Genomic DNA, 11875 nt, shown 5'->3' with positions numbered 1-11875 from the left:
AACAATAAACAACCCAGGCACTTTGCTGTTTTGACAATCAGCAAGGACGCGAGTTTTTTGTGGAACCGCACCCGCCAATCCACCGACAAATACCAACGGGGGAAGCTCTCTACATCGACTGCCAGAGCCGGAACGGCGCCCGAGATCTGCGCTGTTCTCGCGGGAGTCGAAGTGCCTCTACATTCCCTCGCCCGCCTTGATTTTCCCGTCCGGCAATATGCCGGGTTCCCGGTGGCACGATCGCCTCCGCGCCGACCACGGCAACCAAGCACTGCGCGTCCGAATCTCCGCTCAAGAGACCAATGCCGCAATTCAAGGAGGCCACGATGCGAAGGTCTTTTCTGCTGTTCGCTCTTGTGTTCCTGGCCGCCGCGGTAGTCGTGACCGTCAGCATGGCGGGCGCGACGGCGGCCCCGAAGACATCCGCCGTCGGCCCGACGCCGAGCGTGACAGAGCAGTTCGTGATGCCCACCTCGGCCAAGCCGAAGCCACAACCCGAAGTACTGTGCCTCGTCAACATCTGCAAGGTGGATAACGGCGTGCTGTACCACTGCGTCGCCAACGTCCAGGACAACTGTTGCCGGTATCAGACCAATAAGGACTGCGTGGCGGATCCCAATTGCAGCTACACGATTCCGCCTTACTGTCCCGCCGACCCTCCTAACGCCTGCAACAACACCTGCACAGGCCAGTAGACCTCACGGCACCGTCCTTTGGCTTCCGGCGTCCGTTCCCTTGCGGGCGCCGGAAGCCCCATGACCATCCTCCCCTGTTGCGTGAAAAAAACCCCATCCGCTTGCGCGGCTTGTTCCATAATGGCGGCTCTCTCGCTGGAAGTTGCCTGTTTTTCGGCCGGCCGCGGGAAAAATCAATTCTCCTGGAACCTTTCCTGCGTGTGTGCCGACTGTAATGCTGGGGAGGATTGGGAGGTACCATGGGTGCGAGCAAAGCCGGCCTGCGCCGGCGATCCGGTCTGCTTCTCTCAATCGGAATGGTTTTCAGTCTGCTCCTTCCGTCCCTCGGCTTCAGCGCCACGCCTCCATCGGTCAAATCCGCGACCAGCCCAAGCGGGCAAGAGCCCATCACCAGGATCCGCCAGCTGCTCCGGCAGGAGAATTTCGCGGAAGCGGAGAAGCAGTCCCGCGCACTCCTGGCGAGCTACGAAGCCACCAAGGGCAAGGACTCGGTGGAAGCCGCCCAGGCGATGGACCTGGTGGTCGAAGCCTTGATCGGGCTGGGAAAGATGGCCGAGCCCGAGGCGAAGGCGCTCGCCGACCGTGCGGTCGAAATGATGGAGAAGCGCTCCGGACCGGAATCTCTCGACGTCGCGAGAGCGCTCGCCGTTTCGGGAAAGCTGCGATTTTTCGCCGGCGATTATCCCGGGGCGCGGACGGTCTGCGAGAGAGCCGCCGCCATTTTTGAAAAAAACCCTCCCCCTGACGAGCTGGACCGGGTGCCGACCCTCGATTGTCTGGCGATGACCTATTCGAAGCTGGGGCCTCTGGACCAGGCACGCGAGACGATCGAGCGCGCGATCGCCATCCAGGAAAAGGCCCTCGGTCCGGACGATCCCGCTCTGGCCAAGCCCCTGAACCATCTGGCAATCATCAATGGAATGCTGGGCGAGTACGACAAGGTCTTCCCGCTGCTGAAGCGTTGCATTGCGATCCTGGAGAAGAGGCTCGGCCCGGATAATCCGGCGCTGGGTTCGCCGCTGAACAATCTCGCCATGATCTACAAGCTGTCAGGAAACTACACCGAGGCCGTCCCGGTCCTCGAACGGACGCTCAAGATCAGGACGCAGGCCCTTGGGCCGGACCACTACGAGGTGGGCTTGAGCACCCAGGTACTCGGGAACCTTCACGTGGCTCTCGCCGATTACGCGCGCGCCGAGACCTATCTGAGAAAGGCCCTCGACATTTTCGAGCGCAGCGTCGGAAGGTCGCATTCCGAGGTGGGCTCGACGCTCGGCGGATTGGGAAGGGTGCTGGCGCAGCAGGACCGGTTGACCGAGGCGGCGCCGCTTTTCCGCCGCTGCATCGAGGTGCTCGAGAAAGCCTATGGCCCCGGCAACATCGAAACCGCTTATTACATGCTGGACCTGGCGAACGTCCAATTGAAGCTCGGACAGCTCGAGCCGGCGGGCGACCTTTACCGCAAGGCCCTTGCCGTTCAGGACAAGGCGCTCGGCCCCGAGCATCCCGATCGGGCGGACGGCTACCAGGGGTTCGGCTCGTATCTGCTGGCGAAGGGTGAGCTGCCGCAGGCCCAGGACCTCTTCACCAAGGCCCTGGCCATCCGCGAGAAGATGTTCGGCGACGGATTCGAAGTCGCGGAGACGCTCGAAAGTCTGGCGATGGCGCAGTGGGCGCTGGGGAATGTCAAGACGGCCTTCGGCACGGCCCTGCGCAGCGAAGAGAGCATCCGCCGCCACCTGCTGCGCACGGCTCCGGCCCTTACGGAAAGGCAGGCGCTGCGCTACGAGTCGCGGTTGGGCGGCGGCATCGCCACGGCCGCTTCGATCCTGGCCTCACGCCCTGAGATGGCCGCCTCGCCCGAGCCGGCAGCCCGCCTGTGGGATGAGGTGGTGCGGTCGCGCGCCGTCGTCCTCGACGAGATCGCCCGGCGGCACCAGGCTGTCCTGCAGCTCGAGGACCCGGCCACCATGCAGCTGAGCGCCAATCTCGCCCAGGCACGATCGCGGTTGTCGCATCTCTCGCTCGTCGGACCGGACAAGGATCACGCGGATCGGTTTCGCACCGAGCTGCAGCGCGGCGAGGCCGCAGTAGAGGGTCTCGAGCGCCGGCTGGCCGAGCAGAGCCGCGCCTACCGAGAGGAAGAAGCCGCGCGGCTTGCGGGCTGGAACGAGGCGCGCACGGCGCTTCCCGCCCGCACGGCCCTGGTCGCCTATCTGCGCTTCGATCGGCTCCAGGATCCCGGCAAGGCAGGTGACTCTTCCGGCCGGAGAATACTTTCGGGGACGCCCAGTTACGCCGTACTCTCGTTCGAGGCGGAAGATTCCGCTCCGCGCTTCGTGCTGCTCGGCTCCGCCAAAGAGATCGACGCGAGGGTCGCGGCCTGGCGCCGGGAGATCCTGAATCCGGCATCGGCGCAGTCCGACAAGAGCTATCGGGATGCAGCCCTCGAGCTCAGTCGGAAGATCTGGGATCCTGTCGCGCCGCGTCTCAAGGGGGCGCGTCTCGTCTTCCTCGTACCTGATGCTTCCTTGAACCTGGTCAGCTTCGCGACGCTGGCTCGGCCGGGGAACCGCTTCCTGATCGAGGAGGAGGCGACGCTGCATTACCTTTCCTCCGAGCGGGATCTCCTCCAGCAACCGAGAGCTCCGCGCCCTGGCGCAACGGCGCTGGTGCTCGGGGGCCCCGATTTCGACAGCCCGGCGTCCGAGGACCTGGCGGCCGCTGCGGCGGCGCCGGAGCCGGAATTCGCGTCGAACCGATCCGCCCCGGCCGCTTATCGCAGCTCGGTGCCGTCCTGCGAGGCTTTCCGGACGATGCGCTTCTCTCCGCTGCCGAACACGGTCGCGGAGGCCGACGAGGTGGCGTCCCTGTTGAGCAAAGACTCGTCCAGCTCCCCTGCTTCGGGCGGAATCATGAAGCTGACCGGGAAGCTGGCCAGCGAGCGTTTCTTGAAGGACCTGTCCGCCGGTCGGGCGATTCTCCACATCGCCACCCATGGATTCTTCCTGTCGCGGGATTGCCTCGACTCCGGGACGCCGGGCGGCGGCGGGGCGGGGGCCTCGCCTTTTCTCGACAATCCCCTGCTCTTCTCGGGGCTGGCCATGGCGGGGGCGAACCTGCGGCAGGGCGGTCCTGCTGCGCCGGAGGGCGAGGATGGCATTCTGACAGCCGCGGAGGTGGCCAGCCTGGACCTGCGGGGCGTCGAATGGGCCGTGCTGTCGGCGTGCGAGACGGGACTGGGCCCGATCCAGGTCGGCGAAGGAGTCCTCGGGTTGCGACGCGCGTTCCAAATCGCCGGCGCGCGCACGCTGATCATGAGCCTGTGGAGCGTCGCGGACGTCCCGGCTCGCGATTGGATCCACAACCTCTACGCCAGCCGCATCTCGGGGGCCGCCTCCGCCGAAGCGGTGCGCGACGCCGCGCTGAAGATGCTTCAGGCCCGCCGCAAGGCGGGAGTCAGCACGCATCCTTCCGCCTGGGGCGCCTTCATCGCCAGCGGCGACTGGCGGTAGTCTCAGCCTCGGGCCAAGACGGTATTGAGTCGCGGGCTGAGCCGCACCACGCCATCTCGCCTCCGGCGGTTTTCGCGCCAGCGAGTCCCCTTATCGTGTTCGAACTGATAGACTGCGGGCCACCGATACCGTGAGATTTGCCGCGGTACCCATTCCCGGTCGCCAGGCGACGAATCGCCGCCGATTGCAGCCAGCGGAGGCGCGATGTTCGAAATCGAAGAGGTGCCAGGCGTAACGATTGTGCGGATGCGGCACGGGCGCGCCAACGCGCTCGACGTGGAGCTGTGCCGGGCGTTGCGGGCATTCTTCCAGGAGGCTGGAAGGGACCCTACCGGGAGCGTGGTTCTCACGGCCGAGGGAAGCATTTTTTCCGCCGGAGTCGACCTCCTGCGCGTGCTGGAAGGCGGAGCGGCCTATGTCCGGGATCTGCTTCCCGCGCTTCATCAGATGTGCGACGCGATCTTCAGCTTTCCCCATCCTCTGGTTGCGGCAATCAACGGCCACGCCATGGCCGGGGGGTGCGTCCTGGCCTGCATGGCCGACCATCGCATCATGGCGAAAGGACCCGGCCGGATCGGAGTTCCCGAGCTGAGCGTGGGCGTCCCTTTTCCTCCGGCCCCTCTGGAAATCATGCGATTCGTCCTCCCACCGCAGCATCTGAGCCGGGTGATGATCGGAGGCATGACTCACGATCCCGAGGAGGCGCGCGAATTCGGCCTGGTGGACGAGGTCGCGGCACCGGAGGAGCTGATCGATCGGGCGGTGGCCGTGGCGCAGCGGCTGGGGTCCCTCCATCCGGCGTCCTTCAGCCTGACCAAGCTGCAGCTCCGCGCTCCGTCCCTCGAGCAGATACGCGCGGCGCACGACACCCAGATTCAACAGCTGGTCGAGGAAATCTGGGCGACCCCCGAGGCAATCCAGCGCATCAGCGAGCACGTCGAGCGCACCTTCGGAGCCAAGAAGAAATGAGCCTGCCATCGGGAGGGATGCCGGGACGCGAGGCTGGAGCTGCCGGCCGGATGCCCGTTCGATGGACTCTCGCTCTAATGCTGGGCGCGCTGCTGGCGGCATCGGGAAATGCGCCGGCGCGTGCTGAGGCACCGCCGGAAAAGGCCGTAGCGTCACAAACCCCCGCAGCTCCGCCGGAGAAGTCGGCTCATGACCGTGAGTTCTGGCGGACCATTGCCAAGAACAAATTCGCCCCTCCCGCAGGACAGCCGATCACCCCGCTGCTGCGGGAGCTGAGCGGACTGCTGGGCTCCGCCGATCCCGAGCTGCGCGACGACCTCGCCTACACCATCACCGACCAGTGGGTTCGCCATCAGGAAGTGCCGGCGGCCGACCTCAACGCCCTGGCCGACGCCTGGCGGGAAAACCTGCGCTTCAAGATTGGCGAAACGGGAACCGATTCGGTATTCACTCGATCGTTCTCGGCGCTCTGCCTGGCGTCGCTGGCGCGCCGCGAGCAGCAGGTCCCCTTTCTCGGTCCCGAGCGTTACCAGGCCCTGCTGAACGAGGGCCTGACCTACCTGAAACAGGAGCGGGATCTGCGGGGATTCGATCCGGTCAAAGGATGGATTCATGCCACGGCGCACACCGCCGACCTGCTGGCGAATCTGGCCGGCAATGGAATGCTCAGGAAAGAAGACCAGGCGCGTCTGCTGGAAGCAATCTCGCAGCGCCTGTCTTCAGCCGGCCAGATCTTCTCTTACGGAGAGCAGGACCGCCTGTCGCTCATCGCCGCCACGCTGGCGATGCGCAACGACTTCGACGCCCAAGCCTTCAACCGGTGGCTGACCGCGGTGAGCGGCGACCAGAGGGTCTGGAACGACTCTCCTCCTCGCGTCGAGCTGTTGCAGACGTTCGAGAACAACACCTACATGCTGCAGGCGCTGGCGGCCCACCTCAGCGCCCCCGAGACGCCTCCCCTCGCCGAAGCCAGGAAAAGCCTGCTCCAGGTCCTTCGCCGCCGCTGACCCTCCGCCGTCCAAATAGAGCGCCAGAAACGACCGAGCGTCCTTAGGGGCAGGTGAAGGACTTGCCCGTCATCGGAGCCGCGACGCCTCCCTCGTAAAAGGTCTCTTTGCCGTCCATCCCGAAGCGGCTGAAATGCGCCGGAGTGGATTCCGGGAGTTTGCCCATGCCAGGAGCGGACAGTACCGCGACGCGCTCGTTCGTGGAGTGAGCGTTTGCCCCCAGAACCGGGGACCTGATCAAGCAGGTATCGACGATCTGATAAAGAGCCAGCCCCAGAACCAATCCGGACCAAAACAGCCAATGTTCCTTGGGTTTCATCGGTTCATCTTCGTATTTCATGTCCTCCTCCACTCCACTCTTAGTCAAGAGGCGGGCGGAAGTCCTCAGGACTCCCTACCGGCTCCGGTCGGCAACGCTCACGATTTCCTTCGCCTCCCGTCGCGCGATGTCTTTTTCCCGCCCGATTGCATCCTTGGCCTGCTCGAGGGCGCCGGCAGCCTTGTCTTTGATCTTCCGCGTGCTTCGCACAATCCAGTCTCTTGATTCCTTGCCCGTGCGCGGAGCGAACAGGAGGGCGATTCCTGCGCCGACGGCCGCGCCCACGACGGCGCTCACCACGATGCCGGTCCAACTTCCGGTACCTTGATTGTTTCCCTTCACAATACCCTCGCTTTCTGTCGATGGGGTTGTGCCCGGTTTGTGAACGCTCTGACGAACGCTTCCAGGCCTATCCTGAGAATATTGATCTTGCGCCTCGCCGCAACGACGGGCGGCGCCATCACGGAGCTGATCCCTTCCACCAGATGCCACCAGGTTCGCACCGTCTCCATGATGCGCTCCACTTCCACCCATTGCCGATTGACACGCGCGGAGAGATCCTGGAGGTTCTCCACCAGCGCCCGCGTCTCCCGTGCCAGAGGCTGCACCTGGGCCTTCACATCCTCGACGGCCCGGACAACCCGCTCGATCTGCCTGCGAAGCTGAAGCAGCATGGCGATCGCCACCGCAACCAGCGCGATGAACGCAATCGACCCCACGTACAGAGTCGCTTGCAGCGCTGTGGGAAGTTGCTGTTCCATCACTAACCTCTCTGAGGGCAAGGCCTGGGGTGCGCCGGCTCGCCCTGCCGCTGGTCAGCGAGGCTGCGCTCGATTCGAATCCGCAGCCGGTACCGTCGGAGGCAGGCAGAGCAGGTGGCTCTTCATGGTTAGAATAGGCCCGGGAACTCGGACGGCCCATGGGGTATTCACCCACCCGACAACCAGAGCGAGTCTCTAGTCGTCGAGGCAGCCGTGTGCAAGGGGAACGGCCGGGAGAGCGGTTATTTGATCGCCAGGGTGACGAAGCTCTCGATGATTCCGGCCGCAATGGCATAGCGCGTGAGGGACGCGGTGTCGTGGAGGTCCAGCTTGTTCATGATCTGCTGCCGATGCTTTTCGACCGTCTTGATACTGATGCTGAGCTCGGCCGCGGTTTGCTTGTTGGCCTTTCCCTCCGCAATCAGCTGCAGCACCTCCACCTCGCGCGAGGTCAGCTGGGCGCCTCGCTTCCTGAGCCGCCCTCCTCTATCGAGAGCGCCCCGCTCGAGATCCTGGAGGCGTTTGGTGATCACGGGGCTGAAGAACGCGTTTCCTTTGCTGATTTCCCGAATCGCCCGGGCCAGAAAGTCGGCGGAAGCCTGCTTCAGCAGGTACCCTGCCGCGCCCAGCAGGGTCAATTGCTCGACGTACTCGTCCTCGCTGTGCGCCGAGAGAATGAGTATTTTCGTCTCGGGAACATCCCTGAGAATCTGCCGGGTGGCTTCCAGGCCATTGAGCAACGGCATCGCGATGTCCATGACGACCACCGCAGGCTGCAGCCGCTTCGCCAGCTGCACCGCTTCGCGGCCGTTCCGCGCCTCGCCAATCACCTGCATGTCAGCTTCGGACAGCAACAACGCCCGAAGCCCCGCCCGGACGATCGTGTGATCTTCGGCGAGCAAGACGCTGATTCGCTTCATGAGAGGATCACCGCCTCGGGGAAACATGTTCCACCGACACAGCCCTGCCCTGCTGCTCGTTGCGGAACGGAATCTCGGCTCGTACGGTGGTGCCCCTGCCCCGTGCGGATTCGACCTGGAAATTGCCCTGGACCATCTCCACCCGTTCGCGCATTCCGATCAATCCAAATCGCCTCTTCCTCTTGCCGAGGAAGGCGCGGTTCACCTGAAAGGACTTGCCGTTGTCGCGGATTTCCATCCGGATGGCTCCCGGAAGGCTCACGAGGCTGACGCTCACCCGCGTGGCTTCGGCGTGCTTGGCGATGTTGGTGAGCGCTTCCTGCGCGACGCGATAGAGCACCGTGCGCTTCTCATTGTCACATCTCTCGACCGCGGCAACGGCCTTGAAACGAATCTGCACCCGCGTCCGCTTGGCGAATTCCTTCAGGTGGGAATCCAGGGCGGGGATGAGGCCCATATCGTCCAGGATGGGCGGGCGCAACTCGCGGACGAACCGACGCAGAGCTTTGAGCGACTTTTCCACCAGCCGCTCCGCGATGGCGATCCGCCTGCGGATGTCCCGCGTGTTGACCGCTGATTCCCTCTTCAGGGTCGCCAGGGTGATGTTGATTCCGGTCAAGCTTTGACCGACTTCATCATGAAGCTCCCGGCTGATGTCCTGTCGTTCTTTCTCCTGCGCCGACAGAATCCGGTGGGACAGCCGCCGTAGCTGCTCCTGCATGACGCGCGACTGTTTCAGCAGCTGGTGATGGTGTTGCTCGCTCCGCTTGAGCGCCTGTTCCACGAGCTGGCGCCGGACGATTTCCTGCTTCAGCCGTTGGTTTGCAGCGGCCAGGGCCGCGGTGCGCAGGCTCAGCGCCACGTTGGCTCGATTCATATTCCCGTCCCGCGCCGCAGCGGCGCCACGGGCCTTCCCTTTCCCCGCTCCGTTCGACGCGACCCGGTGTCCGAGTCCCCCGCCAGGACGCACGCCCGCCCGCGGCACCTGCTTCAGCTGCCGTCGCAGGGCCAGCAGGCTGCGGCCCGACAAGTCGCTTTCTTGTTTGTCAGTTTTCATACCATTTCCGCTTTATTCTCCAACGGTGGGTTCCTTCTCTCCATGGGGTAATACCCTACCCTGCCAGGTCAAGGACGAGAGCACGATTCGCTTTCGTGGAGCGCCGTCTATCGTCCAGTAGGGTTACACCCCATTGGAAGGGGCTGTCCCGTGGCATAGCCTGTTTGCATAATAGCTTCAAAACCCCTCTCAGCCATGGGGAAAGTGCAGAAGCGCAGAAAGGAGACAGCATGTTGTGGACCATTGCCGTGATTCTAGGAGTTCTGTGGTTACTGGGCGTGGTGAGCAGCTACACGATGGGAGGGTTCGTTCACATCCTCCTGGTGCTGGCCATCATCATGGTCATCATCAACCTGGTGCAGGGACGACGAGCGACCGGGTAAATCTCAGGCCCTGCCTCTGAGCCTTGACGCCGGCTGGCAGAATCGCGCTGCCGGTCGGCGAAGCGGAATGTTTCAACCGCGCGACGCCGCATCAAACAGAAGATAAAGGAGCAGCATGAATTCTCAATTCAATGGCAGAAACCGTATCGGAATCCTCATGGGGATCCTTCTGATCACCGGCTTGTTGGCTTGCGGCCAGTCACCTGAAGCCGAGGAGACCAACGTTGCCTCCGCGACTTCGTCCGGGACCTCCTCCGACACTTCCTCCAGGTCCTACTTCCCCGAGACGACCCGCGTCACGGTGCCCGAGGGGACGACGATTCACATCACCCTTTCCACGACCATCGACTCCGAGTCGAGTCAGGCTGGGGACACCCTCAATGCCACGACGACGACGGGAGTGCTGGTGGGAGATCACGTCGCCATCCCGGCAGGCAGCACCATTCAAGGCCAGGTGACGGAAGCCACTCCCGCCACGAAGGGGTTGAAAATCTCGGAGAAGGGTGGATCCGTAGCCCTCTCCTTCGACAAGGTAACGACTCCCGGCGGCAACAGCGCCCCCATGTCCGCAACCCTCGAGAGCATGGCCAGCTCCACCGGGAAGACGGCCGGCATCATTGGAGGCAGCGCCGCCGGCGGGGCCTTGCTCGGAAAGATTCTCGGGGGCAGCACGAAGGACGCCGCGGTGGGAGCCGTGGTGGGCGGCGGCATCGGAACCGGAATCGCCGCGGGCACCAAAGGAAAGAAGCTGGTGATTCCCATGGGCACGGACCTGGTCATCACCCTGGACCAGCCCCTGACCATCGCCGTCAAGTCGTAGGTTTGGTAAGAACCCTGGCCCGCGAGGGCCAGGGTGCTCCGCAAGAAGAATCGACCCGAAACCGCCGAGAAAGAAAGCGAGACCCCAATGAAGGCAAGAACCCTTACCGCCTACATCCTCATCGCTCTGGGGATCATGGCATTCATCTACCAGGGCATTACCTACAAAACCCGGGAGACGGCCCTCGATCTGGGCCCTCTCCAGGTGACCCGCCAGAGGACCCGGACCCTTCCCATCCCGCCCATCGTGGGAGCCGTCGCATTGCTGAGCGGCCTCGCGTTGCTGGTAGCCAGAGGCGCCGGAGTGACGGCGCCGGTCATCAAGGCCAAATAAGGGCAAATCGTAGGGCTCAGAGCTTGGAGAGCAAGGCGTTGATAGCGTCCGGGTCGACCGGTTTCACGAGGTGGGTGTCGAACCCGGATTCCCTGGCACGATGGCGGTCCGCTTCCTGCCCCCAGCCCGTGAGCGCCACGAGACAGACACCCTTGGCCCACGGCAGCTCGCGGATCCGCCGGGCGACCTCGTAGCCGTTCATTTTCGGCATTCCGATGTCGACAATCATGACCTCAGGCCGACACTCCTGTGCCGACAACACCGCTTCCATGCCATCGAAAGCCGTATAGACCTCGTGCCCACACTGACGAAGGAGGAGGGTGAGACTCTTCGCCGCGTCGTGACTGTCGTCAGCCACCAGGATTCGCCGTGGTCTGCCGGGGCTCACCCGTGCGGGGCCGGCCGAGACCTCCGCAGAGGCTTCATCTCCGGCCCTGATGGGCAGCGTGAGAATGAACTCGCTCCCGCGTCCGACGCCATCACTCTTGGCTTCGATGCTGCCGCCGTGAAGCTCAATCAGCTGTCGCACCAGCGTGAGCCCTATGCCCAATCCACCCTGCCGCTCCAGCGACCGGTCCACTTGTGTGAAGAGATCGAAGATCGCGTTGAGCTTCCCGGGAGCGATCCCCATGCCGTTGTCGATGACGCGCAACACGAGAGTTCCGCCCCTCGTCGTCGCGTTCAGCTCGATGACCCCACCTGGAGGAGTGAACTTGGCTGCGTTGGTGAGCAGGTTGCAGAGTATCTGAATCAAGCGTGCCCGATCCCCTCGTAGCAAGACAGCATGCTTCGGCAGATTCACACGCAGCGTGTGGCGATGCTCTTGGATCTCCACTCTGCAAGCGTCGACCGCGGCGTCGACGACCTCCGCGAACCGGATCTCCTCGAGCCGGAGCTCCAGTGCACCGCGCGAGATGCGTGAGACATCCAGCAGGTCGTCGATGAGCCGAACCATGTGCCTGACCTGCCGCTCGATCATTTCGAGCGGGGGGCAAAAATCGGGGCTGACCTCCTTGAGCCTCATATAATGCGCCGCATTGCGAATCGGTCCCAGCGGGTTTCTCAGCTCATGAGCCAGGATCGCCAGGAACTCGTC

13 protein-coding genes are annotated in these 11875 nt (G+C 63.8%); 7 read left to right on the top strand and 6 right to left on the bottom strand.

What is annotated here, in order from left to right; genetic code table 11:
• The first annotated feature begins 326 nt into the window (after positions 1-326).
• The 4 genes from VFW45_06540 to VFW45_06525 all read left to right on the top strand — a co-directional run bounded on the left by VFW45_06540 (position 327) and on the right by VFW45_06525 (position 6186).
• A complete protein-coding gene (locus VFW45_06540; protein ID HEU5180429.1) occupies positions 327-695 on the top strand; it encodes a hypothetical protein in 369 nt (122 codons plus the stop codon).
• A gap of 239 nt (positions 696-934) precedes the next feature.
• Positions 935-4210: a CHAT domain-containing tetratricopeptide repeat protein gene (locus tag VFW45_06535; GenBank protein ID HEU5180428.1), complete on the top strand. Its 3276-nt coding sequence runs from the start codon at positions 935-937 to the stop codon at positions 4208-4210.
• A gap of 204 nt (positions 4211-4414) precedes the next feature.
• The gene (locus VFW45_06530; GenBank protein ID HEU5180427.1) at positions 4415-5179 is read left to right on the top strand and encodes an enoyl-CoA hydratase/isomerase family protein; all 765 of its coding nucleotides are present in this window, start codon (positions 4415-4417) and stop codon (positions 5177-5179) included.
• On the top strand, positions 5176-6186 hold the full coding sequence (locus tag VFW45_06525) for a DUF2785 domain-containing protein (protein HEU5180426.1): 1011 nt from the start codon (positions 5176-5178) through the stop codon (positions 6184-6186). Before VFW45_06530 ends, VFW45_06525 begins: the two co-directional genes overlap by 4 nt.
• A gap of 43 nt (positions 6187-6229) precedes the next feature.
• On the opposite strand, the gene VFW45_06520 is transcribed toward VFW45_06525, so the two are convergent.
• From VFW45_06520 to VFW45_06500, 5 genes are all read right to left on the bottom strand, one after another.
• Positions 6230-6526, bottom strand: coding sequence for a hypothetical protein (locus VFW45_06520; GenBank protein HEU5180425.1), 297 nt, complete (start codon positions 6524-6526; stop codon positions 6230-6232).
• A gap of 54 nt (positions 6527-6580) precedes the next feature.
• A complete protein-coding gene (locus VFW45_06515; GenBank protein ID HEU5180424.1) occupies positions 6581-6847 on the bottom strand; it encodes a YtxH domain-containing protein in 267 nt (88 codons plus the stop codon).
• Positions 6844-7266, bottom strand: a complete 423-nt coding sequence (locus tag VFW45_06510) for a DUF948 domain-containing protein (GenBank protein ID HEU5180423.1) — start codon at positions 7264-7266, stop codon at positions 6844-6846. The genes VFW45_06515 and VFW45_06510 overlap by 4 nt, the downstream gene beginning before the upstream one ends.
• Before the next feature lie 242 nt (positions 7267-7508).
• Positions 7509-8186, bottom strand: coding sequence for a response regulator transcription factor (locus VFW45_06505; protein HEU5180422.1), 678 nt, complete (start codon positions 8184-8186; stop codon positions 7509-7511).
• Positions 8187-8193: 7 nt separating this feature from the next.
• On the bottom strand, positions 8194-9243 hold the full coding sequence (locus VFW45_06500) for a sensor histidine kinase (GenBank protein HEU5180421.1): 1050 nt from the start codon (positions 9241-9243) through the stop codon (positions 8194-8196).
• A gap of 230 nt (positions 9244-9473) precedes the next feature.
• Here VFW45_06500 and VFW45_06495 point away from each other — a divergent pair, with 230 nt between their 5' ends.
• From VFW45_06495 to VFW45_06485, 3 genes are all read left to right on the top strand, one after another.
• Positions 9474-9626 (top strand): lmo0937 family membrane protein, encoded by a 153-nt coding sequence (locus VFW45_06495; GenBank protein ID HEU5180420.1) that lies wholly within the window; start codon positions 9474-9476, stop codon positions 9624-9626.
• A gap of 115 nt (positions 9627-9741) precedes the next feature.
• On the top strand, positions 9742-10446 hold the full coding sequence (locus VFW45_06490; GenBank protein ID HEU5180419.1) for a hypothetical protein: 705 nt from the start codon (positions 9742-9744) through the stop codon (positions 10444-10446).
• A gap of 87 nt (positions 10447-10533) precedes the next feature.
• Positions 10534-10779 (top strand): DUF3185 domain-containing protein, encoded by a 246-nt coding sequence (locus VFW45_06485; protein HEU5180418.1) that lies wholly within the window; start codon positions 10534-10536, stop codon positions 10777-10779.
• A gap of 16 nt (positions 10780-10795) precedes the next feature.
• On the opposite strand, the gene VFW45_06480 is transcribed toward VFW45_06485, so the two are convergent.
• Complete coding sequence (locus VFW45_06480; GenBank protein HEU5180417.1) at positions 10796-11860, bottom strand: ATP-binding protein; 1065 nt, start codon at positions 11858-11860, stop codon at positions 10796-10798.
• Positions 11861-11875 lie beyond the last annotated feature (15 nt).

The sequence above is a fragment of the Candidatus Polarisedimenticolia bacterium genome, from assembly GCA_035764505.1.
Classification (GTDB): Bacteria; Acidobacteriota; Polarisedimenticolia; order Gp22-AA2; family AA152; genus AA152.
Note: the sequence above shows the minus strand (reverse complement) of the source record. Positions and strands in the feature narration are given on the sequence as shown.

Bases quoted from the DNA above. Each gene is read 5' to 3' on its own strand.
- VFW45_06495 (HEU5180420.1), top strand. From the start codon at position 9,474: ATGTTGTGGACCATTGCCGTGATTCTAGGAGTTCTGTGGTTACTGGGC.
- VFW45_06510 (HEU5180423.1), bottom strand. From the start codon at position 7,266: ATGGAACAGCAACTTCCCACAGCGCTGCAAGCGACTCTGTACGTGGGG.
- VFW45_06505 (HEU5180422.1), bottom strand. From the start codon at position 8,186: ATGAAGCGAATCAGCGTCTTGCTCGCCGAAGATCACACGATCGTCCGG.
- VFW45_06490 (HEU5180419.1), top strand. From the start codon at position 9,742: ATGAATTCTCAATTCAATGGCAGAAACCGTATCGGAATCCTCATGGGG.
- VFW45_06500 (HEU5180421.1), bottom strand. From the start codon at position 9,243: ATGAAAACTGACAAACAAGAAAGCGACTTGTCGGGCCGCAGCCTGCTG.
- VFW45_06525 (HEU5180426.1), top strand. From the start codon at position 5,176: ATGAGCCTGCCATCGGGAGGGATGCCGGGACGCGAGGCTGGAGCTGCC.
- VFW45_06485 (HEU5180418.1), top strand. From the start codon at position 10,534: ATGAAGGCAAGAACCCTTACCGCCTACATCCTCATCGCTCTGGGGATC.
- VFW45_06540 (HEU5180429.1), top strand. From the start codon at position 327: ATGCGAAGGTCTTTTCTGCTGTTCGCTCTTGTGTTCCTGGCCGCCGCG.
- VFW45_06535 (HEU5180428.1), top strand. From the start codon at position 935: ATGGGTGCGAGCAAAGCCGGCCTGCGCCGGCGATCCGGTCTGCTTCTC.
- VFW45_06530 (HEU5180427.1), top strand. From the start codon at position 4,415: ATGTTCGAAATCGAAGAGGTGCCAGGCGTAACGATTGTGCGGATGCGG.
- VFW45_06520 (HEU5180425.1), bottom strand. From the start codon at position 6,526: ATGAAATACGAAGATGAACCGATGAAACCCAAGGAACATTGGCTGTTT.